23 protein-coding genes and 1 tRNA gene are annotated in these 23,357 nt (G+C 71.7%); 12 read left to right on the plus strand and 12 right to left on the minus strand.

Annotation, left to right across the window (positions count from 1 at the left end; genetic code table 11):
- Nucleotides 1-34: 34 nt before the first annotated feature.
- Both BLU55_RS14440 and BLU55_RS14445 read left to right on the plus strand, forming a co-directional pair.
- On the plus strand, nt 35-565 hold the full coding sequence (locus tag BLU55_RS14440) for a VOC family protein (protein ID WP_091731028.1): 531 nt from the start codon (nt 35-37) through the stop codon (nt 563-565).
- A complete protein-coding gene (locus tag BLU55_RS14445) occupies nt 565-855 on the plus strand; it encodes a GNAT family N-acetyltransferase (RefSeq protein WP_091731031.1) in 291 nt (96 codons plus the stop codon). The genes BLU55_RS14440 and BLU55_RS14445 overlap by 1 nt, the downstream gene beginning before the upstream one ends.
- A gap of 60 nt (nt 856-915) precedes the next feature.
- Here the strand turns inward: BLU55_RS14445 and BLU55_RS14450 are convergent.
- The 9 genes from BLU55_RS14450 to dnaA all read right to left on the minus strand — a co-directional run bounded on the left by BLU55_RS14450 (nt 916) and on the right by dnaA (nt 12,647).
- Nucleotides 916-989 (minus strand) — tRNA-Ile (locus BLU55_RS14450).
- A 50-nt stretch (nt 990-1,039) separates the two neighbouring features.
- The gene (locus BLU55_RS14455) at nt 1,040-1,759 is read right to left on the minus strand and encodes a DUF3566 domain-containing protein (RefSeq protein WP_172833919.1); all 720 of its coding nucleotides are present in this window, start codon (nt 1,757-1,759) and stop codon (nt 1,040-1,042) included.
- A complete protein-coding gene (gene gyrA, locus BLU55_RS14460; protein ID WP_091731035.1) occupies nt 1,759-4,464 on the minus strand; it encodes a DNA gyrase subunit A in 2,706 nt (901 codons plus the stop codon). Before gyrA ends, BLU55_RS14455 begins: the two co-directional genes overlap by 1 nt.
- Nucleotides 4,465-4,515: 51 nt before the next feature.
- Nucleotides 4,516-6,660 (minus strand): DNA topoisomerase subunit B, encoded by a 2,145-nt coding sequence (locus BLU55_RS14465; RefSeq protein ID WP_091731038.1) that lies wholly within the window; start codon nt 6,658-6,660, stop codon nt 4,516-4,518.
- Nucleotides 6,661-6,892: 232 nt separating this feature from the next.
- Nucleotides 6,893-7,471: a DUF721 domain-containing protein gene (locus BLU55_RS14470; RefSeq protein WP_091731042.1), complete on the minus strand. Its 579-nt coding sequence runs from the start codon at nt 7,469-7,471 to the stop codon at nt 6,893-6,895.
- On the minus strand, nt 7,464-8,609 hold the full coding sequence (gene recF / locus BLU55_RS14475; protein WP_091731045.1) for a DNA replication/repair protein RecF: 1,146 nt from the start codon (nt 8,607-8,609) through the stop codon (nt 7,464-7,466). The genes BLU55_RS14470 and recF overlap by 8 nt, the downstream gene beginning before the upstream one ends.
- 19 nt (nt 8,610-8,628) lie before the next feature.
- Entirely contained in the window at nt 8,629-9,549 is a 921-nt protein-coding gene (gnd, locus tag BLU55_RS14480) for a phosphogluconate dehydrogenase (NAD(+)-dependent, decarboxylating) (protein ID WP_091731047.1), read from the minus strand.
- Nucleotides 9,550-9,594: 45 nt separating this feature from the next.
- Nucleotides 9,595-10,776: a DNA polymerase III subunit beta gene (dnaN, locus tag BLU55_RS14485; protein ID WP_091731050.1), complete on the minus strand. Its 1,182-nt coding sequence runs from the start codon at nt 10,774-10,776 to the stop codon at nt 9,595-9,597.
- A 338-nt stretch (nt 10,777-11,114) separates the two neighbouring features.
- The gene (dnaA, locus tag BLU55_RS14490) at nt 11,115-12,647 is read right to left on the minus strand and encodes a chromosomal replication initiator protein DnaA (protein ID WP_091731052.1); all 1,533 of its coding nucleotides are present in this window, start codon (nt 12,645-12,647) and stop codon (nt 11,115-11,117) included.
- Between the two features lie 407 nt (nt 12,648-13,054).
- Between dnaA and rpmH the strand changes: the two genes are divergently transcribed.
- The 8 genes from rpmH (at nt 13,055) to BLU55_RS14530 (ending at nt 18,216) form a co-directional block, all read left to right on the plus strand.
- Nucleotides 13,055-13,192, plus strand: a complete 138-nt coding sequence (rpmH, locus tag BLU55_RS14495; protein ID WP_091731055.1) for a 50S ribosomal protein L34 — start codon at nt 13,055-13,057, stop codon at nt 13,190-13,192.
- Between the two features lie 18 nt (nt 13,193-13,210).
- Nucleotides 13,211-13,609: a ribonuclease P protein component gene (rnpA, locus tag BLU55_RS14500; RefSeq protein ID WP_091731058.1), complete on the plus strand. Its 399-nt coding sequence runs from the start codon at nt 13,211-13,213 to the stop codon at nt 13,607-13,609.
- Nucleotides 13,606-13,842, plus strand: coding sequence for a membrane protein insertion efficiency factor YidD (gene yidD, locus BLU55_RS14505; RefSeq protein WP_091731061.1), 237 nt, complete (start codon nt 13,606-13,608; stop codon nt 13,840-13,842). The genes rnpA and yidD overlap by 4 nt, the downstream gene beginning before the upstream one ends.
- A complete protein-coding gene (gene yidC, locus BLU55_RS14510; protein WP_269457920.1) occupies nt 13,843-14,862 on the plus strand; it encodes a membrane protein insertase YidC in 1,020 nt (339 codons plus the stop codon). It begins immediately after the preceding gene.
- A gap of 140 nt (nt 14,863-15,002) precedes the next feature.
- Entirely contained in the window at nt 15,003-15,449 is a 447-nt protein-coding gene (locus tag BLU55_RS14515) for a Jag family protein (RefSeq protein WP_231917186.1), read from the plus strand.
- A 62-nt stretch (nt 15,450-15,511) separates the two neighbouring features.
- On the plus strand, nt 15,512-16,102 hold the full coding sequence (gene rsmG, locus BLU55_RS14520; RefSeq protein ID WP_197681002.1) for a 16S rRNA (guanine(527)-N(7))-methyltransferase RsmG: 591 nt from the start codon (nt 15,512-15,514) through the stop codon (nt 16,100-16,102).
- A gap of 123 nt (nt 16,103-16,225) precedes the next feature.
- Nucleotides 16,226-17,227: a ParA family protein gene (locus BLU55_RS14525; protein ID WP_091731067.1), complete on the plus strand. Its 1,002-nt coding sequence runs from the start codon at nt 16,226-16,228 to the stop codon at nt 17,225-17,227.
- A complete protein-coding gene (locus BLU55_RS14530; protein WP_091731070.1) occupies nt 17,224-18,216 on the plus strand; it encodes a ParB/RepB/Spo0J family partition protein in 993 nt (330 codons plus the stop codon). Before BLU55_RS14525 ends, BLU55_RS14530 begins: the two co-directional genes overlap by 4 nt.
- A gap of 719 nt (nt 18,217-18,935) precedes the next feature.
- Here BLU55_RS14530 and BLU55_RS14535 read toward each other — a convergent pair.
- Nucleotides 18,936-19,697 (minus strand): lysophospholipid acyltransferase family protein, encoded by a 762-nt coding sequence (locus tag BLU55_RS14535; RefSeq protein WP_091731072.1) that lies wholly within the window; start codon nt 19,695-19,697, stop codon nt 18,936-18,938.
- Between the two features lie 54 nt (nt 19,698-19,751).
- Between BLU55_RS14535 and BLU55_RS14540 the strand changes: the two genes are divergently transcribed.
- Entirely contained in the window at nt 19,752-20,969 is a 1,218-nt protein-coding gene (locus BLU55_RS14540; RefSeq protein ID WP_091731075.1) for a pyridoxal phosphate-dependent aminotransferase, read from the plus strand.
- A gap of 56 nt (nt 20,970-21,025) precedes the next feature.
- Nucleotides 21,026-21,691, plus strand: a complete 666-nt coding sequence (locus tag BLU55_RS14545) for a GNAT family N-acetyltransferase (RefSeq protein ID WP_091731077.1) — start codon at nt 21,026-21,028, stop codon at nt 21,689-21,691.
- Here BLU55_RS14545 and BLU55_RS14550 read toward each other — a convergent pair.
- Both BLU55_RS14550 and BLU55_RS14555 read right to left on the minus strand, forming a co-directional pair.
- The gene (locus BLU55_RS14550) at nt 21,688-22,173 is read right to left on the minus strand and encodes an SRPBCC family protein (protein WP_091731080.1); all 486 of its coding nucleotides are present in this window, start codon (nt 22,171-22,173) and stop codon (nt 21,688-21,690) included. The two genes, BLU55_RS14545 and BLU55_RS14550, sit on opposite strands and share 4 nt — an antisense overlap.
- Nucleotides 22,173-23,321, minus strand: a complete 1,149-nt coding sequence (locus tag BLU55_RS14555) for an N-acetylmuramoyl-L-alanine amidase (RefSeq protein ID WP_091731083.1) — start codon at nt 23,319-23,321, stop codon at nt 22,173-22,175. Before BLU55_RS14555 ends, BLU55_RS14550 begins: the two co-directional genes overlap by 1 nt.
- Nucleotides 23,322-23,357: the final 36 nt, after the last annotated feature.

A 23,357-nucleotide genomic window follows, 5' to 3' on the forward strand; every position in this document is an offset into this window, starting at 1 on the left:
TAGATGACACATCAACTACTGGGGGAGCCGCTCCATGAGCACCGTGGCCGCAGGTCAGACCGACGAGCAGCAGTCCGCCGAGCAGGAGCGCCACGAGCAGCGGCGGGCCGAGCTCCGGGCCGCGCACCTGCGACCGGCCGGCTCACGACCCGCCTCCACCGCGCGGGGCCTGCACCACACCGCCCTGGTCAGCTCCGACGTCGAGCGCACCATCGCCTTCTACCAGGACGTGCTGGGGTTCCCGCTGACCGAGCTGATCGAGAACCGCGACTACCCCGGTTCGTCCCACTTCTTCTTCGACATCGGCCACGACAACCTGCTGGCGTTCTTCGACTTCCCCGGCCTCGACCTCGGGCCGTACGCCGAGGTGCTGGGCGGGCTGCACCACTGCGCCATCTCGGTCGACCCCGACACCTGGGACTCCCTGGTCGAGCGGCTGACCGCCGCCGGCGTGCCCCACGAGGTCCACAGCGGTGTCTCGGTCTACTTCACCGACCCCGACGGGGCCCGCATCGAGCTGATCGCGGACCCGCTGGGCGAGATGTACGGCGAGCAGGTCCTCTGATGGCCGCCACGACCACCGTGACCCGCGACGAGGCGGCCTCCCGCTGGGAGATCCGGGTCGACGACCAGCTGGTGGGCTTCGCGGCGTACCAGCGCACGCCGGACGAGATCGTCTTCACCCACACCGAGATCGACGAGGGCCACGAGGGCGAGGGCCTCGGTGGCCGGCTCGTGCGGGCCGCCCTCGACGACGTCCGGGCCGAGGGCCTCCGGGCGCTGCCCATCTGCCCGTTCGTCCAGGCCTTCCTCGACCGCCACCCGGACTACCAGGACCTCGACTCCCGTCGCTAGCCGGAGTCGTGTGCCGCGGCACGCGAAAGCCCCCAGACCGCGGGTCTGGGGGCTGCACGGTGGGCCTAAGAGGACTTGAACCTCTGACCTCTTCCTTATCAGGGAAGCGCTCTAACCGTCTGAGCTATAGGCCCGTGAACCGCGAGGAAGGCTACCCCACCACCCGGGGCGCCCACAAAACGGGTCAGCTGTCCTCGGCGAGAGTGACCTCGATGCCCCCGAGCAGGGCCGCGGACAGGTTGTAGAGGAACGCCCCGAGGGTGGCGATCGCCGTGATCAGCACCACGTCGACGGCCGCGATCACGAGCGTGATCCCCATGACGCGCGAGGTGCCGACGTAGTCCGTCACGTCGAACTGCGGGCCGCTCTGGCTGCCCACCGACTGCTGCACCACCGAGTTGATGGAGTCCCACACGCCCGCGGCGCCGAGCACCGACCAGATGATGGCCACGGCCACCACCAGCACGATGCCGATCGCGATCGAGAGCAGGAACGCCGTCTTCATGACCGACCAGGCGTCCACCTGCACCAGCCGCAGCTGCGCCCGCCGGTTGCGGGGACGGGCCTTGGCGCCGGAGCGGCCGCCCGAGGCCTGCGCCGCCGCGTGGCTCGGGCCGGCGCCCGCAGCCGCGCCCGACTTCTCGCGAGCCGCGCGCTCGGTCGCGCGGGCCTTCTCCTCGGCCTCGCGCGCCTTCTGCACCGACCGCTCCTGCTTGGCGGCCTTGCGCTCGCCGGCGCGCACCTCCCGCTCGCGGCGGGCCTGCTCGCGCTCGGCCTGCTTGGCCGCCCGGGCCTCCTCGGCGCGACGCTTGTCGGCCTCGAGGTCGGCGGGGGGCGGTGGCAGCACCGGGCCGTCGAGCGTACGCCGGGGCGCGAGCTTGCCGTCGTCAGGACGCTCGGACATCAGTTCTCCCCAGGATCGACGTCACCGTCGTCGGTGATTGTTGCACCCTCGGCCTCGGGACCGTCCTCGCGAACGTCCTCGACCTCGTCGTCGACGCCCATCCGCTCGGCCTGCTCGCCGGCCTGGACCTCGGCGTCGTGCTCCGCCTCCTCGACGGCTTCCTCGACCTCCGCATCGCGCTCGACGCTGCGGGCCACGACCGCGACCTCGTCGCCGGACTTGGGCGTCACGAACCGCACACCCATGGTCGAGCGTCCGGTGGGCCGGAACTGGTCGTCGATGGGGCTGCGCACCACCTGGCCGCCGGCGGTGATCGAGAGGATCTCGTCGCCCTCGACCACGATGAAGGCTCCGACGAGGCCGCCGCGGTCCTCGTTGGCCAGGGACATCGCCTTGATGCCCAGGCCGCCGCGCGACTGGGTGCGGTAGTCGCCGATCGGGGTGCGCTTGGCGAACCCGCCGTCGGTGATGGTGAAGACGTACTGCGGCTTGCTCGCCTCGCCGGCCTCCTCGAGCTGGACCTGCTCGGCCCGGATGACCGACATCGACAGCATCGAGTCGCTGCCGCGGAACTTCATGCCCTGCACGCCCGAGGTGGCGCGGCCCATCGGGCGCAGCTGGCTGTCGTCGGCGGGGAAGCGGATCGCCTGGCCCTTGCGGGAGACGAGCAGGATGTCGTCGCCGGCGTCGACCAGCTCGGCCCCGATCAGCTCGTCGTCCTCCTCGCGGAAGTTGATGGCGATGACGCCCGCCTGCCGCGGGCTGTTGTAGTCGCCCAGGCGGGTCTTCTTGACCAGGCCCGCCCTGGTCGCCAGCACGAGGTACGGCGCCTGCTCGTAGTCGCGGATCGCCAGCACCTGCGCGATCTGCTCGTCGGGCTGGAACGACAGCAGCCCGGCGACGTGACCGCCCTTGGCGTCGCGCGACGCCTCCGGCAGGTTGTAGGCCTTGGTGCGGTAGACCCGGCCCGCGGTGGTGAAGAACAGCAGCCAGTGGTGGTTGGAGGTGGCCATGAAGTGCTCGACCACGTCGTCGCCACGCAGGGCGGCCCCGCGGACACCCTTGCCGCCGCGGCGCTGGGTCCGGTAGTTGCTGGCCAGGGTGCGCTTGGCGTAGCCGCCCCGGGTGATCGTCACGACGAGGTCCTCGTCGGGGATCAGGTCCTCCATGGACAGGTCGCCGTCGGCCGCGATGATCTGGGTGCGGCGGTCGTCGCCGTAGCGCTCGACGATCGCGCCCAGCTCCTCGCCGACGATGCTCCGCTGGCGCGACTCGTTGGCCAGGATGTCCTCGAGGTCGGTGATGACCAGCTCGATCTCGGCCAGGTCGTCGATGATCTTCTGGCGCTGCAGCGCGGCGAGGCGGCGCAGCTGCAGGTCGAGGATCGCGGTCGCCTGGACCTCGTCGATGTCGAGCAGCTCGATCAGGCCGTCGCGGGCGTCGTCGACCTCGGGCGAGCGCCGGATCAGCGCGATCACCTCGTCGAGCATGTCGAGCGCCTTGACCAGGCCGCGCAGGATGTGGGCGCGCTTCTCGGCCTCGGCGAGGCGGAAGCGGGTCCGGCGCTGGATGACCTCGATCTGGTGGGCGACCCAGTTGCTCACGAACTGGTCGATGGTGAGGGTGCGCGGCACGCCGTCGACCAGGGCCAGCATGTTGGCGCTGAAGTTGGTCTGCAGCTCGGTGTGCTTGAGCAGGTTGTTGAGCACGACGCGGGCCACGGCGTCGCGTCGCAGCACCACGACCAGGCGCTGGCCGGTCCGGCCCGAGGAGTCGTCGCGGACGTCGGCGATGCCCTGGATCTTGCCGCTGCGGACCAGGTCGGCGATCTTCTCGGCGAGGTTGTCCGGGTTGACCATGTAGGGCAGCTCGGTGATGGCCAGGCAAGTGCGGCCGCGGCTGTCCTCGTCGACCTCGATGACCGCGCGCTGGGTGATCGAGCCCCGCCCGGTGCGGTAGGCCTGCTCGATCCCCTCGCGGCCCACGATGAGCGCGCCGTTGGGGAAGTCGGGGCCCTTGATCCGCTCGACCAGGGCGTCCTGGAGCTCCTCGCGGGTGGCGTCGGGGTGCTCCAGCGCCCACTGCGCCCCCTCGGCGACCTCGCGCAGGTTGTGTGGCGGGATGCTGGTGGCCATGCCGACCGCGATGCCGGCCGAGCCGTTGACCAGCAGGTTGGGGTAGCGCGAGGGCAGCACGACGGGCTCCTGCGAGCGGCCGTCGTAGTTGGGCTGGAAGTCGACCGTGTCCTGCTCGATGTCGCGCACCATCTCGAGCGCGAGCGGCGCCATGCGGCACTCGGTGTAGCGCATCGCGGCGGCGGCGTCGTTGCCCGGCGAGCCGAAGTTGCCCTGGCCGTGGATCAGCGGCGCGCGCATCACCCAGGGCTGCGCGAGGCGCACCAGGGTGTCGTAGATCGCGGTGTCGCCGTGGGGGTGGTACTGGCCCATGACGTCGCCGACCACGCGCGAGCACTTGGAGAAGCCGCGGTCGGGTCGGTAGCCGCCGTCGAACATGGCGTACAGGACGCGGCGGTGGACGGGCTTGAGGCCGTCGCGGACGTCGGGCAGCGCGCGCCCGACGATGACCGCCATCGCGTAGTCGATGTAGGCGCGCTGCATCGAGGTCTGCAGCTCGATCGGCTCGATCCGGCCGCCGCCGCCGTTGCCCCCGTCGCCGCCCCCGAGGTTGCTCTGGGTCTCAGTCATCAGTCGTCACTCTCGTTCGTGGTCGAAGCACAGCCAGCCGTCGGTCGGGACCTAGATGTCCAGGAACCGGACGTCCTTGGCGTTGCGCTGGATGAAGCTGCGGCGCTGCTCGACGTCCTCGCCCATGAGGACCGAGAACACCTCGTCGGCCTGGGCGGCGTCGTCGAGGGTCACCTGGAGCATCAGGCGCGCCTCCGGGTCCATCGTGGTGTCCCACAGCTCCTCGGCGTTCATCTCGCCCAGGCCCTTGTAGCGCTGCACGGGGTTCTCGCGGGGCAGCTTCTTGCCCTGGGCCAGGCCGTCGCGCATCAGCAGGTCGCGCTCGGTGTCGGAGTAGACGAACTCGTGCTCGGCGGGCTTGTTCCACCGCAGCCGGTAGAGCGGCGGCTGCGCCATGTAGACGTAGCCGCCCTCGATGAGCGGGCGCATGAAGCGGAACAGCAGCGTCAGCAGCAGGGTGTTGATGTGGTGCCCGTCGACGTCGGCGTCGGCCATCAGCACCACCTTGTGGTAGCGCAGCTTGGCGATGTCGAACTCCTCGTGCACGCCCGTGCCGAGCGCGGAGATGATCGCCTGCACCTCGGTGTTGGCCAGCACCTTGTCGAGGCGGGCCTTCTCGACGTTGAGGATCTTGCCGCGGATCGGGAGGATCGCCTGGATCCGCGGGTCGCGGCCCTGGCGGGCGGAGCCGCCGGCCGAGTCGCCCTCGACGATGAAGACCTCGCACTCCTCGGGCACGCTCGACTGGCAGTCCGACAGCTTGCCGGGCAGGCCTCCGCCGCCGAAGAGGTCCTTGCGGTTGCGGGCGAGGTCGCGCGCCTTGCGCGCGGCCACGCGGGCCTGTGCCGCGGCCTGGGCCTTGCGCACGATGTCGCGGCCCTCGGCGGGGTTCTTCTGCATCCAGTCGCCGAGCTGGTCGTTGACGATGCGCTGCACGAAGCCCTTGGCCTCGGTGTTGCCCAGCTTGGTCTTGGTCTGGCCCTCGAACTGCGGCTCGGCCAGCTTGATCGAGATGATCGCGGTGAGGCCCTCGCGGATGTCGTCACCCTTGACGCGGTCCTCGGGCTTCTTCATCAGGCCCCACTCCTCGCCCCAGTTGTTGACCAGGGAGGTGAGCGACGCGCGGAAGCCCTCCTCGTGGGTGCCGCCCTCGTGGGTGTTGATGGTGTTGGCGAAGGTGTGGACCGACTCGGTGTAGGAGGTGTTCCACTGCATCGCGAGCTCGAGGCTCATGTCGGTGCCCGAGCCGCCGGGGGTCTGGGCCTCGAAGGAGATGACCGAGGGGTTGGCCACCGTCTTGCGGCGGTTGAGGTACTCGACGTAGTCGACCAGGCCGCGGTCGTAGCGGAACACCTGCTCGAGCCCGCCGCCGTCGGCGCGCTTGATCGCGTCGGGGCGGTCCTGGTCCTCGGCGTTGTCGACCGTGTCGTCCTCGACCGCCTCGACGACGTCGTCGGCCGTGGGCCGCTCGTCGCGCACCACGATCTCGAGGCCCTTGTTGAGGAAGGCGTACTCGCGGACCCGCGCGGTGATGGTCTCCAGCGAGTGGACGACCGTCTCGAAGATGTCGGGCGAGGGGTAGTAGGTGATGGTGGTGCCGGTGCGCTCACCGGGCTCCATCGCGCGCACCTCCTCCAGCGGGCCCTCGGGCACGCCGACCGCGAAGGACTGGCGCCACAGGTGGCCGCGGTTCTTGACCTCGGCGACCACCCGGCTGGAGAGCGCGTTGACGACCGAGACGCCGACGCCGTGCAGGCCGCCGGACACCTTGTAGCCGCCGCCACCGAACTTGCCGCCGGCGTGGAGGACCGTCAGCGCCAGCGTCAGCGCCGGCAGCTCCTGGCCCGCGGCGGTGTCGGTCGGGATGCCGCGACCGTTGTCCTCGACGCGGACGCCGCCGTCGGCGAGCAGGGTCAGCACGATCCGGTCGCAGTGGCCGGCCAGCGACTCGTCGACCGCGTTGTCCACGATCTCCCAGATCAGGTGGTGCAGGCCACGCTCACCGGTCGAGCCGATGTACATGCCCGGGCGCTTGCGCACGGCCTCGAGGCCCTCGAGCACCTGGATCGCGCTGGCGTCGTAGTTGCCGGCCTCGACGGCGTGGCCCTCCACGATGCTGCTGGAGACGACGTCGGGGACGTCGGGGTGGGAGTCGGGGATCGACGGGGGGATCGAGGAGGAGCTCTCGTCAGCCACGAACACGTCCTTGGGGAAACGGGGGGACAGCACAGGACAGCCAAACGGCCGCGCGACAGGGTCGGGCGACCAGCCCCCAGCCTACCCGCCCAGGGGCCCGAACGGCGGATCCGTCTCCCCAGCTGGGGGCATCCGTCACCGAAACGTGCCCGTAGAGGCCTCTGGGGGCCTCCGAGACCCTCCGCCAGGGGTGCGGCTGAGCACCCGTACGTCCCCCGGGCTGCTGAGGGCCTCAGCCGTAGGTGTCGCGCGGCCCCCGGCCCTTGACCCGCAACCGGCCCCGGGTCCAGCTCGGACCGCGTGGCCCGGCGACGTCGATGACGGTCACGGTGCCGTCGCCGAGCACCTCGTTGAGGCGGCGCACCACGTCCGGCGCGAGCAGCCGCATCTGCGTGGCCCACGCCGTGGAGTCGGTGCGCACCGAGAGGCGTCCGTCGCTGAGCGTCTCGGGCCGCACGTGCTGGCCGACCTCGCGGCCCACGATCGCCTCCCAGCGGGCGAAGACCCCGTGCACCCGCAGCTCGGAGGCCCAGCCCTGCTCGGCGACGAAGCGGCCGAGGGAGGCGTCGACGGTCTGGGGGTCGCGGTCGTCGGGGCGGGCCCCGCTGACCCGCGGCTCGACCACGGGTCGCCGCCGACCGCGACCGGGCGACCGCCCGAGGCCGCGGGCTCCCTGGGCCGGCGTGCGTCCCGCGAGCCCGCGCGCGATCGCCCGTGCCAGCTCGAGGCCGCTGTCGTCGTGGTCCTCGACCGGGTCGACGGGGACGGCCGGGTCGGCGGGCCCGACCGGCTCCTCCGGGGTCTCAGCCACGGGCCACCACCTGGCCGTCGGCGACGTCGAAGCGCCGGCCCCGCAGCCCGGCCGGCACGTCGTCGGGCACCGCCGCGGTCACCAGCACCTGCTCGGCGCCGGCGACCAGCTCGGCCAGCTGGGCCCGACGTCCGGTGTCGAGCTCGGCGAAGACGTCGTCGAGCACCAGGATCGGGTCGTCGCCCGTGCTCCGCAGCAGGTCGTACGACGCCAACCGCATCGCGAGCGCGTAGGACCAGCCCTCGCCGTGGCTGGCGTACCCCTTGACCGGCAGCTCGCCGAGCTCGCACAGCAGGTCGTCGCGGTGCGGTCCGACCAGCGTGACGCCGCGGTCGAGCTCGTCACGGCGGCGACGCGACAGTTCCACGTGGAACATCGCCTCGAGGTCGAGGTCCGCGTCGGTGAGGGGCGGCGCGTCCTCCTCGCCGCCGAAGCTGGGGCGGTAGGACAGCGCGGCGTCGTCGCGGTGCGCACCGCGGGCCACCGCCTCGTAGGCCTTCCCGAGCTCGGGCACCAGCTCGTCGACCAGCCGGGCACGGGACCGCATGATCTCGGCCCCGAGCCGGGCCAGCCGCTCGTCCCAGACCTCGAGCGTCGAGAGCATCGACTCCGCGGCGCTGCCGCCGCGGGCCCGCGCCGTCTTGAGCAGCGAGTTGCGCTGCTTGAGCACCCGGTCGTAGTCGGCCCGGGTGCCGGCGTACCGCGGCTGCTGGAGGACCAGCAGGTCGTCGGCGAAGCGCCGCCGCTCGGTGGGGTCGCCCTTGACGAGCGCGAGGTCGTCGGGGGCGAACACCACGGTGCGCACCAGCCCGAGCAGGTCGCGGGCCTTGGGCAGCGGCCCGCGGTTGACCCGCGCCCGGTTGGAGCGACCCGGGTTGATCTCCACCTCGAGCACCGCCCGGCGCTCGTCGCGCACCACCGCCGCGCGGACCACCGCCTGGTCGGCGCCGCGACGCACGAGCGGCAGGTCGGAGGCCACGCGGTGCGAGCTCAGCCGCGAGAGGTAGTCGATCGCCTCGACGACGTTGGTCTTGCCCTGCCCGTTGCGACCCACGAACGACGTCGCACCGGGCTCCAGGTCCAGCTCGAGAGCGGCGTAGGACCGGAAGTCGTGCAGCGAGAGGTGGGCGACGTACACGCGAGGTGGGCCGGACCGGCTACTGCTGCGGGGCGTCCGGCAGGTCGCCCTTCTTGGGCGGGCTCCCGGCCTGGGTGGCGTGGCCACCGAACTGGTTGCGCATCGCCGCGACGGCCTTCATCGCCGGGCTGTCCTCCTGGCGCGAGGTAAAGCGCGCGAACAGCGAGGCCGCGATGACGTGCATCGGGACGGCGTTGTCGATGCCGGCCTCGACGGTCCAGCGGCCCTCGCCGGAGTCCTCGGCGTAGCCGCGGATCTCGTCGAGGTGGGCGTCGTCCTTGAGCGCGACGACCAGCAGGTCGAGCAGCCAGGAGCGGATCACGGTGCCCTCGCGCCACGAGTCGAAGACCTCGGTGACGTTGTCGACGACGTCGACCTTCTCGAGCAGCTCCCAGCCCTCGGCGTAGGCCTGCATCATGGCGTACTCGATGCCGTTGTGGACCATCTTGGCGAAGTGGCCGGCGCCGGGCTTGCGCCCCGCGTGGACCATGCCGGACTCGCCCTCGGGCTTGAGGGTCTCGAAGGCGGGCAGCACCTTGGCGACGTCGTCGTCGGAGCCGCCGTACATCAGCGCGTAGCCGTTCTCCAGGCCCCAGACACCGCCCGAGACGCCGCAGTCGACGAAGCCGATGCCGAGCTCGCCGAGCATCGCGGCGTTGGCCTGGTCGTCGGTCCAGCGCGAGTTGCCGCCGTCGACGACCAGGTCGCCCTCGGACAGCAGCTCGCCGAGCTCCTTGACGGTCTCCCGGGTCGGGTCGCCGGCGGGCACCATCACCCACACCACCTTGGGCGAGGGCAGCGCCTCGACGAGCTCGGCCAGGCTGGCGACGTCGCTGACGTCGGGGTTGCGGTCGTAGCCCACGACGGTGTGGCCGCCGTTGCGCAGCCGGGTGCGCATGTTGCCACCCATCTTGCCCAGGCCGATGAGTCCGATGTCCATGCGTTGCTCCTGTCCAGACGGGGGTGGTGGGGGCGCCGGCCGGGCTCAGGAGAGCAGTCGGCGCGGCATCAGCAGGTAGCGGAACGCGGCCTCCGCCTCGCCGTCGAGCGAGTCGACACCCGAGAGTACGACGGGCTTGCTGGCCTGCGTGAACGCCAGCTCGACGACCGGGGCCTCGAGGGCGGTGAGCCCGTCGAGCAGGTAGGCCGGGTTGAAGCCGGTGGTGATGTCCTCGCCGGTGACGGCGGCCTCGATGGACTCCGAGGCCATCGCCTCCTCGCCCGAGCCGGCGTCGAGGGTGAGCATGCCCTCGGTGAAGGCCAGCTGGACGGCGGTGTTGCGCTCGGCCACCAGCGAGACCCGCTTGACCGAGTCGACCAGCGACGCCCGGTCGACCCGCGCCACGGTGAGGTGCTCGGAGGGGAAGAGCGACCTGACCTTGGGGAACTCGCCGTCGAGCAGGCGCGTGGTGGTGCGTCGTACGCCGCCCCCGGCGGAGCCCTCGAAGCCGATGATGCCCTCGCCCGCGCCGCCTGCACCGCCCGAGGACAGCGCGATCGAGATGTCGCTGCCGCCGGTGAGCGCCTTGGCCGTGTCGGCGAGCACCTTGGCCGGGACCAGGGCGGCCGCGTCGATGTCGGGGGCCGAGGGCGACCAGCCGAGCTCGCGCTGGGAGAGCCGGAAGCGGTCCGTGGCGAGCATGGCGATCGCGTCGCCGTCGAGCTCGATGCGCACGCCGGTGAGCACGGGCAGCATGTCGTCGCGACCGGCGGCGGTGACCGCCTGCGAGACCGCGGCGGCGAAGACGCCGCTCGGCACGGTGCCGCGGGCCTCGGGCATGGTCGGCAGCGTCGGGTAGTCCTCGACGGGCATGGTCTGCAGGCTGAAGCGCGCCGAGCCGCACACCAGGGTGACCTTGGCGCCCTCGATGCTCATGTCGACGGGCTTGTTGGGCAGGCTGCGGCAGATGTCGGCGAGCAGCCGGCCCGAGACCAGCGCCCGGCCCTCCTCGCTCACGTCGGCGTTGAGCGTGGCGCGGGCCGAGGTCTCGTAGTCGAAGGTCGACAGGCGCAGCCCGTCGGCCGAGCCGCCCTCACCCCCGTCCTCGAAGGAGCCGGCCTCGATCAGCAGGCCGGCGAGCACCGGTGCGCTGGGGCGCACGGGCAGCGCTCGAGCTGTCCAGGCGACAGCGTCGGCCAGGACGTCTCGTTCGACGCGGAACTTCACGGCGGTGCCTCTCCATCAGGTCCGTCAGGGCGGGGTGAGCATCCTGCCACGCCGGGCTCGGTCCACAGTCTCGGTGTCGTTCAAAGTTCGGGCGGCGAAGGATGAATTACGAATTCAGTCGTCGTAGTAGGTGCGGTGGATTCTGTGGACAACTGCCCTTGGTGCTGGTCAGGCGGGTGGTGCAGCGGTGCACGGGCTGTGGACGGCGTGGGGACGAACCACAGGTTCGTGTGGTTCGCGCAGGGCCGTGTGAGCGGCGGCGAGCGGTTGTCCACAGCTGCGTCCCCAGGTCGTCCACGGACTCGCCGAGGACGAACCACATCTTCCAGCGTTGTAGTTCAGGACGACTTGGCCTGCTGCTTGATGCGGGTGGTCAGCTCGGTCACCTGGTGGAAGACGTTGCGTCGCTCGGCGAGGTCCTTGCGGATGCGGCGGTCGGCGTTCATCACCGTGGTGTGGTCGCGGCCGCCGAACTGCTGGCCGATCTTGGGCAGCGAGAGCTCGGTCAGCTCGCGGCACAGGTACATCGCGATCTGGCGGGCCGTCACCAGCGCCCGGGTGCGGCTGGGACCGGTCAGGTCCTCAATCGAGAACCCGAAGTAGGACGCCGTCTGGGCGATGATGAGCCCGGCCGTCACCTCCGGCTCGCCGCCCTCGGGGATCAGGTCGCGCAGCACGATCTCGGCCAGCGTCATGTCGACGTCCTGCTGGTTGATGCTGGCGAAGGCGGTCACCCGGATCAGGGCGCCCTCCAGCTCGCGGATGTTGGACTGGATCCGCGAGGCGATGAACTCCAGTACGTCGGCCGGAGCGGAGAGGCGGTCTGCGGCGGCCTTCTTGCGCAGGATCGCGATGCGGGTCTCCAGGTCGGGGGGCTGCACGTCGGTGAGCAGGCCCCACTCGAAGCGGTTGCGCAGCCGGTCCTCGAGCTGGGTGAGCCGCTTGGGCGAGCGGTCCGAGGAGATGACGATCTGCTTGTTGGCGTTGTGGAGCGTGTTGAAGGTGTGGAAGAACTCCTCCTGGGTCTGCTGCTTGCCCTCGAGGAACTGGATGTCGTCCACCAGGAGCACGTCGACGTCGCGGTAGCGGCGCTGCAGCGCGGCGGTGTTGGCGTCCTTGATGGCGTTGATGACGTCGTTGGTGAAGGCCTCCGACGAGACGTAGCGGATCTTCGCGCCGGTCCACAGGTTGCGCACGTAGTGCCCGATGGCGTGCAGCAGGTGGGTCTTCCCCAGCCCGGAGTCGCCGTAGACCATCAGCGGGTTGTACGCCTTGCCCGGCGCCTCCGCCACGGCGACCGCCGCCGCGTGGGCGAACCGGTTGGACGAGCCGATGACGAAGGTCTCGAAGGAGTAGCGCGGGTTGAGCGGGCTGTCCGGGATGCCGGTGGTCAGCGAGGTGCTGGGCCGTGTCGACAAATCTCTTTGACGATGTGTCGGCCTGTCGATGTGTTCCTGGTCGTCGAGGTCACGCCGCTGCGAGAGCGGGGTGACGGTCGCGTCGGGCCGCTCGCGCTGCGGGGTCTCGGGCGAGGCCCCCAGCGAGGGCGTCGTGGCACCGCCCCCGGCCACGGACTCGTCGCCGTCGGGCACCGAGCGCTCGAGCGAGGTGTCGACGCTCACCACGAGCCGCACCGGCTTGCCCAGCCGCTCGCTCAGGGCGTCCTCGATGCGGGTGCGCAGCCGGCCCTCGAGCTGGGTGCGGGTGAACTCGTTGGGCACCGCCACCACGGCGGTGTTCTCCGCCAGCATCAGCGGCTGGCTCGTGGTGAGCCACATCCGCTGGTTGGGAGGGAGGTTCTCCACGATGCCCGGCCACAGGACCTGCAGCTGGCCGGTGTGGTTGCTGGAGTTGGAGTCGTAGCCGTCCACGCCTGGTGCTGCTCCCGTCGGTACCTGTGTCCACAGAGTTGTCCACAGGTTGTGCGATGTCGATCCGGATCGCGCTCGTGCAGGTCATGAGGCCCGCCGCGCGACGTCGTGAAGGGTGGACGCTAACAACCGTCTCGCAGCACCAGCAACACTTGTCCACAGGCCTGTGGACCACCTGGTGGGGCCCCGTCGGGGACTGAATTGACCCTGCCGACACCACCCGCGTACCGTAGTGCGGTCGAACGGGTGTCGACCGGTGCCGCATGTCCATGGCAGCCCAGCACGGGGGACGTGGACGTGCGGTGCCAGTTGACCAGCACCAGATCCAACTGGCGACCGTCGCGTCGTACGACCCCCGTGACACCTGACCTGCTGTCCAGTAGCACCCTCGAGTGGAGTGACCAACGTTGAGCAAGCGCACGTTCCAGCCCAACAACCGCCGCCGGCACAAGACCCACGGCTTCCGCCTGCGCATGCGCACCCGCGCCGGCCGCGCGATCCTGTCGGCTCGCCGTCGCAAGGGCCGCGACCGCCTCGCCGCCTGAGGCCTTGAGCTTCCAGGCGTGCTACCCACCGTCCACCGCCTGACCTCACCGGAGCACTTCCGCGAGGCCGTGCGTCGGGGTCGTCGCAGCGGCGGCCCCACCGTCGTCGTGCACCTGCTGGTGCCCGCCGGCGGGGGACTGCCCCACCGTCCCCGCGCAGGATTCGTCGTGTCCAAGGCCGTGGGCAACGCCGTCACGCGCAACCTCGTCAAGCGACGGCTGCGCCACCTGGTGGCCGACCGCCTCGAGCAGCTGCCGCCACAGGCGCTGCTCGTCGTGCGGGCCCTGCCGGCCTCGGCGACGGCGGCGTACGCCGACCTCGCCCACGACCTCGATCGCTGCCTGGCCAAGGTGGCGCCCGCCCAGGGTGCCTCCACCGGCCCTGCCGCGTCGGTGCCGGTGGTGGCCCCCGCGTGAAGCACGTCCTGATCGCCCTGCTGAAGGCCTACCGGTTCGCGGTGAGCCCTCTCTACGGTCAGGTCTGCCGCTACCACCCCACCTGCTCGGCGTACGCCCTGGAGGCGGTGACCACCCACGGCAGCCTGCGTGGGTCCTGGCTCGCCGTGCGCCGGGTGCTGCGCTGCCACCCGTGGGCGCTGGGCGGCTACGACCCGGTTCCTCCCCCGAACTCGATGACTCGAGGAGTCTGAGTGGAATTCTTCAAATCCATCGGCGGCTTCATCATGACGCCGCTCTACCTCGCCATCAGCGCGGTCCTGCTGGGCTGGCACAAGCTGTGGGGAGGGATCTTCGGGGAGACCACGGGCATCGCGTGGGTGCTGTCCATCATCGGGCTCACCGTGGTGATCCGGGCGCTGCTGATCCCGCTGTTCGTCAAGCAGATCAAGTCCAGCCGCAACATGCAGCTGCTCCAGCCCAAGGTGAAGGAGCTGCGCGACAAGTACGGCCACGACCGGGAGCGCTTCGCCCAGGAGCAGATGAAGCTCTTCAAGGAGACGAAGACCAACCCGTTCTCCTCGTGCCTGCCGCTCATCATCCAGATGCCGGTGTTCCTCGCGCTGTTCCGCCTCATCGACCAGGCGGCGAAGGACCCCAGCGTCGAGCGCGGCCTGATGACAGTGAAGCTCAACGAGCAGTTCGGAGACGCGGTCTTCCTCGGCGCCAAGATCTCCGACTCCTTCACCAGCACCGACCTGGTCGGCGTGCGCATCCTGGCTGCGGTGCTCGTGGTCTGCATGACCGCCACCACGTTCCTGACCCAGCGCCAGCTGATGAGCAAGAACATGCCGGCGGACGCGCTGACCGGGCCCTACGCCCAGCAGCAGAAGCTGCTGCTCTACGTGCTGCCCCTCGTGTTCGCGGTCGGCGGCATCGCCTTCCCCATCGGCGTCCTCTTCTACTGGACCACCTCCAACCTGTGGACGATGGGCCAGCAGTTCTACGTGATCCGCAACAACCCGGCGCCGAACACCGAGGCGTTCCGCGCCAAGGTCGAGCGCGACAAGGCCAAGCGGGCGCGCAAGGGACTGCCCGAGCCCGCCCCCGACGCCGGGTCCTCCCCCACGGCGCTGGCCACCGAGGAGACCAAGCCCGTCTCCCGCCAGCAGCCGAAGAAGCAGACGCGCTCGCAGCGCAAGAAGGGCCCGGCCAGGCCCGGCGCGCCGCGCACGAACCCCACCACCCCGAACGAGCAGGGAGAGACCTCGTGAGTGAGACGACGCAGGACGAGCAGACGCAGGACACCGGCGTGCAGGACCAGGCCGGCCAGGTGGACGGACAGGCGGGCGACCAGCAGGGCGCTCCCGAGGACACGACCGCGCCGGCCACGACGGGTGGCCGCAAGGCACGCCTGGAGCAGGAGGGCGAGATCGCGGCCGACTACCTCGAGGAGCTGCTCGAGATCGCCGACCTCGACGGGGACCTCGACATGGACGTCGAGGGCGACCGCGCGACCGTGTCGGTCGTGGGTGCGGACCTGCCCCAGCTGATCGGCGAGGACGGCGAGGTCCTCGAGGCCCTCCAGGAGCTCACCCGGCTGGCCGTCTACCGCGAGACCGGTGAGCGCTCGCGGCTCATGCTCGACGTCAGCGGCCACCGCGCCGACCGCCGGGCCGAGCTGGAGAAGCGCGCCACCGAGATCGTGGCCCAGGTCCGCGAGAGCGGCGAGAAGGCCGAGCTCGAGCCGATGTCGCCGTTCGAGCGCAAGGTGGTCCACGACGTCGTCGCCGACGCCGGCCTCACCTCCGAGTCCGAGGGCGCCGAGCCCCGTCGCTACGTCGTGGTGCTGCCTCGGTGACCGGTCCCGACGACGGCGTTTCACGTGAAACCGCACCCCCCGCGCCGGACACGGCGCGGGGGGTGTTCGGTTCCCGGCTGGCGCTGGCCGCGGCGTACGCCGACCTGCTCGCGACCGAGGCGATCGTCCGCGGCCTGATCGGGCCGCGCGAGGTGCCACGCCTGTGGGAGCGCCACCTGCTCAACTGCGCCCTGGTGACCGACCTGGTGCCCGAGGGCCGGTCGGTGGCCGACATCGGCTCGGGCGCCGGGCTGCCGGGACTGGTGATCGCGATCCGTCGGCCGGACCTGCACGTGACTTTGATCGAGCCGCTGCTGCGTCGCACCACGTTTTTGGACCTCGCGGTGTCCACAATGGACCTCGACAATGTGACCGTCCGACGGGGACGGGCCGAGGAGGTGCACGGCGAGATGGAGTTCGACGTGGTGACCTCGCGGGCCGTCGCCCCCCTCGACCGCCTCGCGCGCTGGTCCCTCCCCCTGGTCCGTCCGGGCGGCGAGATGCTGGCGATGAAGGGGTCCTCGGCGCCCGAGGAGCTGGAGACCCACGCGGGCGTGCTGCGCCGGCTGGGGGGCCGCGACCCGCGCGTCGTACGGGTGGGCGAGGATCTCCTGGACGTCCCGGTCACCGTCGTCGGCGTGCGGAAGGCCTGAGCCCGGTGCACGCGCACAGAGTTATCCACCGGTGCGACCAGGCGCTGTGAGCCTGAGCGTCCACAGATCCACCGTAGTTATCCACAGAGTGAGGGTGTTTCACGTGAAACTCGGAGCGATCCGATGAGCCAGTCCGTCCGCACGGCAGCCGACCTCGCTCGGGAGCGGCCCCGCTTCGACGAGTCGACCCCGATGGCCCGTGCCATCGAGCGCCAGATGATGGTGCGCCAGGGTCGGCGGTACGGCGACCCGGCGCCGCGGCCGGCCAGCACCCGCGTGATGGTGGTGGCCAACCAGAAGGGCGGCGTCGGCAAGACGACGACGGCGGTCAACATGGCCGCCGCCCTGGCCCAGCACGGGTTGCGCGTCCTCGTCATCGACCTCGACCCGCAGGGCAACGCCTCCACGGCGCTGGCGATCCCGCACCACCGCGGCGTGCTCTCGTCGTACGACGTGCTGGTCGACGGAGTCCCCCTGGCCGAGGCCGTGCAGGACCACCCCGACATCCCTGGCCTGTTCGTCGTGCCGGCCACCATCGACCTGGCGGGCGCGGAGATCGAGCTGGTCGCGATGGACGCGCGCGAGACCCGGCTGCGCACGGCGCTGGCCGAGCACCCGCTGGTGGGCGACGCCGACGACCGCTACGACTACGTGCTGGTCGACTGCCCGCCGTCGCTGGGCCTGCTCACGCTGAACGCGCTGGTGGCCGGGGCCGAGATGCTGATCCCGATCCAGGCGGAGTACTACGCCCTCGAGGGCCTCGGGCAGCTGCTCGAGACGGTCGAGATGGTCCGGGCCCACCTCAACGACCGGCTCGTGGTCAGCACCATCCTGCTGACGATGTTCGACGCCCGCACCAACCTGGCGGCCGGCGTCTCCTCCGAGGTGCGCACCCACTTCGGCGACCAGGTGCTGCGCACGGCGATCCCGCGCTCGGTGCGCGTGTCCGAGGCGCCGAGCTACGGCCAGAGCGTCATCGCCTACGACCCCGGATCGCCCGGGGCGCTGTCCTACCTCGAGGCCGCCCGGGAGGTGGCGCTGCGCGGCGCCCCCGGTGCGAGCACCCCCAGCCCCGCCCCGTCGGCCGCCTCGTCGACGCCCGCCGCCGACGGAGGAGACCGATGACCCACCAGCCCGTACGCCGTGGCCTGGGCCGTGGTCTCGGCTCGCTCATCCCGACCGCTCCCCCGGAGCCGGAGGTGCGCGCCGACGACGTGTCCGCAGGTCAGGACGCTGCGCCGGCCGATCCGTCGACGCAGCCAGTGGCCGGGGCGGCGGTGGAGCCGGTGCCCGCCGGTGCCTACTTCGCCGAGCTCCCGGTGGGCGCGATCGTGCCCAACCCGCGGCAGCCGCGCCAGGTCTTCGAGGAGGAGGCCATGGCCGAGCTGGTCCACTCGGTCTCCGAGGTGGGCCTGCTGCAGCCGATCGTGGTGCGCCGCACCGGGGACGCGTCGTACGAGCTGATCATGGGTGAGCGCCGCTGGCGCGCCACCCAGCAGGCGGGCCACGACACCATCCCCGCCATCGTGCGCCAGACCGGCGACGACGACCTGCTCCGCGACGCGCTGCTGGAGAATTTGCACCGCTCGCAGCTCAACCCGCTGGAGGAGGCCGCGGCGTACCGCCAGCTGCTGGACGACTTCGGGTGCACCCACGACGAGCTCGCGACCCGCATCGGCCGCAGCCGGCCGCAGATCAGCAACACGCTGCGGCTGCTCAACCTGTCTCCCGCCGTGCAGCGGCGCGTGGGTGCCGGCGTGCTCAGCGCCGGTCACGCCCGCGCCCTGCTCGGCGTCAGCGATCCCGGCGTCCAGGACAAGCTGGCCGGCCGCGTGGTCTCCGAGGGCATCTCCGTCCGCGGTCTCGAGGAGATCGTGGCGGTCGGCGACCACGGCGGCTCGGACGACGACGGCCCCCGTGTCCGCACGTCCCGCCCCTCCGCCCCCGGCCTCAGCGAGCTCGGCGACCGGCTCAGCGACCGCCTCGACACCCGCGTCAAGGTCGCCCTCGGGCGCTCGAAGGGCCGGATCTCCATCGAGTTCGCCTCGCTGGCGGACCTGGAGCGGATCGTGTCGGTCATCGACCCCCGGAACCGCGAGGACCGACCCATCTAGGGGTCGCGGCGCCGTTCTCCGGGGCCGCCCCGCTTCCGGGGCGCCGTTCTTCCGGCGCGCCGTGCCTCCGGGGCGCCGGTGGGACGTCATGCGGTCCGGTCGCCGTGACGGCCACGTCGTACGACGTCGAGCGGGACGTCATGCGTGCTGGTTGCAGAGGCGACCACCTCGCATGACGTCCGCTCGCGATGAGCGCCGTCATGGTCGGGACGTCATGCGGATCGTGGCCTCGAGACCACGATCCTGATGACGTCCCGGACGACGAGGCCGCTCAGGCGCCCCGCCGTCATGCGCTCCAGCCGCCATGACGACCACGTCGTACGACGTCGATCGGGGCGTCATGCGTGCTGGCTGCGAGGACGACCACCTCGCATGACGTCCCACGACGCCGACCGCCTCGCACGACGTCCCACGACGCCGACCACCTCGCACAGCGCCCCACGACGCCGACCTCGCGCCCGGCGCGACGACCTCGCACGACGCCTGCGAGCGTCACGCTGACCCCCCGTCGGGCCGGTCGAGCCCCCGACGGCGGCGACTGCCGCTCGGCAAGAGGTCAAGCCGACCTATGCCTATGTCGATAAAGCAACCTGACGATACGTCGATCAGTTGACCAGACGACAAGGCGCGGATGTTTCGCGTGAAACAACCCCGCCGCGCGCGGACCAGGACCCCTACTCCACCCCGTGACGACGAGCGCCGAGACGGGAGCCGGCCCGTCAGTCCTCCCGGGCCGCCCGTCGCGCCGCGCGGGCGGCCTTCTCCTCGTCGTCGAGCCGGGCCGCTTCGTCGGGGGTCGGGGCGGAGCCGCCGCGGGAGGCCGGGAGCCACCACGAGCCCGGGGGCTGCTCCGCGGCCGGGTAGGCCTCGACCGCCTCGCCGACCAGGGTGGCCAGGCGGGAGTGGAGCTCGAGGGTCTCGGCCGCCGGGTCGGCGCCGGTGGGGTGCATCGGCTCGCCGACGCGGATGCCGATGGTCTTGCCGCGGGAGAAGTCGCGCGCGTGGTCCTTGGTCATCAGCCGCTGGGTGCCCCAGAGCGCAACCGGGACGAGGGGGACACCGGCCTCGGCGGCGATCCGGGCTGCGCCGGTCTTGAGCTCCTTGACCTCGAACGACCGCGAGATCGTGGCCTCGGGGAAGATGCCGACGACCTCGCCCTCCTCGAGGTAGCGCAGCGCCTCGGCCAGGGAGCCGGCGCCGTCGCCGCGGTCGACCGCGATGTGGTGCATCGAGCGCATCACCGGGCCGCCGACGGGGTGGTCGAAGACCTCCTTCTTCGCCATGAAGCGCACCAGCCGGCCGGAGTCCTGCGCCGCGAGCCCGCCGAGCACGAAGTCGATGTAGCTCACGTGGTTGAAGGCCAGCAGCGCGCCGCCCTGGCGGGGGACGTGGTGGGTGCCGTCCATCTGGAACGACAGGCCCAGCACCCGGAAGAGGGTCTTGGCGGTGAGGATGATCGGCGGGTAGGTGAGGTCGCGCATGCCGGGCATCGTGCCACGCGCCTGCGCGCCCGCCCGACCTGCGAGACTCCTCCCATGCGCCCGATCGTCCAGAGCCGCAAGCTGCAGCACGTCCGGTACGACGTCCGGGGTCCGATCCTCGTCGAGGCCCAGCGCCTCGAGGCCGAGGGCCACAAGATCCTCAAGCTCAACATCGGCAACCCGGCGCCGTTCGGCTTCGAGGCGCCCGAGGCGATCGTGGCCGACATGGTGCACAACCTGCCGGAGGCCCAGGGCTACTCCGACTCCCGCGGCATCTACTCCGCTCGGACGGCCGTCTCGCAGTACTACCAGTCGCGTGGCCTGCGCGAGACCGGCGTCGACGACGTCTTCATCGGCAACGGCGTCTCCGAGCTGATCTCGCTGGTCCTCCAGGCGTTCCTCGACGACGGCAACGAGGTGCTGGTGCCGGCGCCGGACTACCCGCTGTGGACGGGTGCGGTCGCGCTGTGCGGGGGAGTGCCGGTGCACTACCGCTGCGACGAGGACAACGGCTGGGACCCCGACCTGGCCGACATCGAGGCCAAGATCACGCCGCAGACCCAGGCGCTGGTCATCATCAACCCCAACAACCCGACCGGCGCGGTCTACAGCGAGGAGACCGTCAAGGGCCTGGTCGACATCGCGCGGCGCCACGAGCTGGTCGTGTTCAGCGACGAGATCTACGAGAAGATCCTGTTCGACGACGCGGTCCACCACCACACCGCGGCGTACGCTGGCGACGACGTGCTGTGCCTGACGTTCTCCGGTCTCTCCAAGGCCTACCGGGTCTGCGGCTACCGCGCGGGCTGGGTGATGATCTCCGGGCCCAAGCACGTGGCCGAGAGCTTCCTCGAGGGCCTGACGCTGCTGGCCAACATGCGGATGTGCGCCAACGTGCCGGCCCAGCACGCCATCCAGACCGCCCTGGGCGGCTACCAGTCGATCAACGAGTACATCCACCCCGGCGGCCGCTTCTACGAGCAGTCCAAGACCGCCTCGCGGCTGCTCAACGAGATCGAGGGCGTCAGCTGCGTGGAGCCCCGAGGGGCGCTCTACTGCTTCCCGCGGCTCGACCCGGAGGTCTACCCGATCGAGGACGACGAGCAGTTCGTCATCGACCTGCTGCGCGCCAAGAAGATCCTGGTCACCCACGGCACGGGATTCAACTGGTTCGCCCCCGACCACTTCCGGCTGGTGACGCTGCCCGACCTGGACACCCTCACCGAGGCGATCGGTCGCATCGCGGAGTTCCTGGCCACGCAGCGGCGCTGAGGCGCACGACGGTCGCGCCCTGACAGGGGTCGCACCGTCGGCCTACGATCGGGGCCATGGGCCGCAAGACCGAGCGCCTCACCCTCGACCACCTGCCGCAGCTGCCGGGCGGGTGCCAGGAGTGCGTGTTCTGGGAGCTCGACCCCGTGCGCCGCGCCCGGGCCCGCGGCCACGAGGCGGAGGAGAAGGCCGCCTGGGTCTCCGAGGTGCTCCGCGAGTGGGGCTCGTGCGGACGGGTGGTCACCGTCGACGGCGTCGTGGTCGGCCACGCGCTGTGGGCCCCGCCGGCCCACGTGCCCGGGGCCGACGGGTTCGCCACGGCGCCGGTGAGCGGCGACGCGGTCGTGCTGACCGAGCTCCACGTGGACGAGGCCCACCGCGGGGGCGGGCTGGGCCGGCTGCTGGTCCAGGGGATGGCCAAGGACCTGGTGCGGCGCAGTGCCAGCGGGACCGGCGTGCGCGCGGTGGAGGCGTTCGGGCGCACCGCGCCGTGGCGGGACGACGACGTCGCGGGCCGCTGCTGCCTGGTGCCGACCGACTTCCTGCTCGCCGTCGGCTTCTCCACCCACCGCGCCCACCCGCTGCACCCACGGATGCGGATGGACCTGCGCACCACCATCAGCCTGCGCCAGGAGCTCGAGCGCGGCCTCGAGCGGCTGCTCGGGCCCGTCAAGCAGCAGCTGCCCGTGCGGCCGGTGCCGCGCGAGGGCGACCCTCGCTAGCCGGCGTCCGGCACCTCGGCCAGGACCGCGGGATCGGCGCAGGCGCGCGCGAAGGCGGCGATCCGCGCCCGGATCTCGCGGCCCAGCAGCCACTGGCCGATGGGCTCGGCGACCGGGCGCAGCCAGGCGGGTCGGACGGCGTAGCTGTACTTCCAGACCGCGCGGGTCCCGGCCACGCCGTCGCGCTCCTCGTCGGTGAAGCGCCAGCCGCCGCCGAAGGAGGCGAAGAACCACGGCCCGCGCTCCATCGTCATCCCCACCGAGGTGGGCGGGCGGTACGACACGTAGCGGCTCACCATCCGCGGGCCCACCCGCGCGTGGGTCAGGGTGCGTACGCCGACCCCTGGCCGCTCCGCGTCCAGCAGCCGCTGTGACCGGATGAAGGGGTCCCACCGCAGCCGGAGCTCGCCGGTGGTCTGGCTCAGCGCGAACGCGCGGGCCGGGGCCAGCGGCACCCACGCCTGCGCCACCACCTGCGGCATCAGGACCTCAGGAAGCTCTCGCGCAGCTCGCGGACGTCGATGACGCCGGTGCGGGCGTCGACGTCGGGGGAGAGGTAGAACCGCTGCACCGCCACCACCACCGCGGCGGCCAGGGTGTCGCGGAAGGCCGGGTCGTGCAGCGCGGCCGCGTCGTCGGGGTTGGTGAGGTAGCCCGCGTCGAGGCGCACCGCCGGCATCCGGGTGCGGCGCAGCAGGTCCCAGGTCTTGGGGTGGCAGCGCAGGTCGACCAGGGGCGTGCGCGCCACGATCTCGCGCTGCACCAGCCCGGCGAGGCGCTCGCCGGAGGACGACCAGGTGGCGGGACTGGCGTCGCCGAAGAAGTACGCCGAGACGCCGCACGCCCCGGCGTTCTCGGAGGCGTCGAGGGCCAGCGAGAGGAACAGGTCGGCGCCGGCGCGGTTGGCGAAGGCCGCCCGCTCGGTCTCCTCCGCGGGCTGCTCGGCCCACCGCGGGGTGGCCAGGAACGCCTGGACGCCGATGGCGACCAAGCGGCCCTCGATGCGGGCGGCGACGTCGTGCAGCACCTCGTCGCTGGCCGAGAGGTGCTCGGGGCGCAGGCTGTCGCCGCGACCGACGTCGATGACCACGGTCTTGCCGCCCAGGTGGGGGCCGGACTCGCGGATCCACTCCTCGGCGCGCATCGCGTTGGGCGCGCCACCGCGCACCAGCGGACGCAGCCGCGCCAGCGCCTTGAGCGTGGCCGGGCCGCAGGTGCCGTCGGGCGGGATGCCGACGTTGCGCTGGAAGTCGCGCACGCCGCCCTCGGTGTCGGGCCCGAAGTAGCCGTCGAGCCGGCCCACGGTGAACCCGAGGTCGAGCAGCCGCTCCTGGAGGGCGTAGACGTCGTCGCCCGCCATCAGGCTGCCCGGCAGGTGGGTCAGGATCCGGTCGCCCATCCGCCAGCGGGCCTCGTCGAGGCGGCGGTAGGTCAGCGGGCCCACCACGCCGTCGACGCTCAGGCCGCGCTGCTGCTGGAAGGCACGCACGGCGAGCTCGACGCGCGCGTCGTACGACGACGGCCCGGCGACTCCGTCCTGGGGGCCGTCCAGGAGACCGATCCGCTGGAGCAGAGCGATGATCTGGGCGACGGCAGGGCCGGTGTCACCGGGCCGGAAGGTCGCATCCACGACGCGAGCCTAGTGGCTGGGGCGCCGTGGGGGCGG

Origin of the sequence: Nocardioides scoriae (genome assembly GCF_900104965.1) — a bacterium.
GTDB lineage: Bacteria > Actinomycetota > Actinomycetes > Propionibacteriales > Nocardioidaceae > Marmoricola > Marmoricola scoriae.

What these genes read in the sequence shown, in the direction of transcription:
- BLU55_RS14440 (WP_091731028.1), top strand. Translation starts at nt 35, where the DNA reads ATGAGCACCGTGGCCGCAGGTCAGACCGACGAGCAGCAGTCCGCCGAG.
- BLU55_RS14445 (WP_091731031.1), top strand. Translation starts at nt 565, where the DNA reads ATGGCCGCCACGACCACCGTGACCCGCGACGAGGCGGCCTCCCGCTGG.
- BLU55_RS14455 (WP_172833919.1), bottom strand. Translation starts at nt 1,759, where the DNA reads ATGTCCGAGCGTCCTGACGACGGCAAGCTCGCGCCCCGGCGTACGCTC.
- gyrA (WP_091731035.1), bottom strand. Translation starts at nt 4,464, where the DNA reads ATGACTGAGACCCAGAGCAACCTCGGGGGCGGCGACGGGGGCAACGGC.
- gnd (WP_091731047.1), bottom strand. Translation starts at nt 9,549, where the DNA reads ATGGACATCGGACTCATCGGCCTGGGCAAGATGGGTGGCAACATGCGC.
- BLU55_RS14525 (WP_091731067.1), top strand. Translation starts at nt 16,226, where the DNA reads ATGAGCCAGTCCGTCCGCACGGCAGCCGACCTCGCTCGGGAGCGGCCC.
- BLU55_RS14530 (WP_091731070.1), top strand. Translation starts at nt 17,224, where the DNA reads ATGACCCACCAGCCCGTACGCCGTGGCCTGGGCCGTGGTCTCGGCTCG.
- BLU55_RS14535 (WP_091731072.1), bottom strand. Translation starts at nt 19,697, where the DNA reads ATGCGCGACCTCACCTACCCGCCGATCATCCTCACCGCCAAGACCCTC.
- BLU55_RS14540 (WP_091731075.1), top strand. Translation starts at nt 19,752, where the DNA reads ATGCGCCCGATCGTCCAGAGCCGCAAGCTGCAGCACGTCCGGTACGAC.
- BLU55_RS14545 (WP_091731077.1), top strand. Translation starts at nt 21,026, where the DNA reads ATGGGCCGCAAGACCGAGCGCCTCACCCTCGACCACCTGCCGCAGCTG.
- BLU55_RS14550 (WP_091731080.1), bottom strand. Translation starts at nt 22,173, where the DNA reads ATGCCGCAGGTGGTGGCGCAGGCGTGGGTGCCGCTGGCCCCGGCCCGC.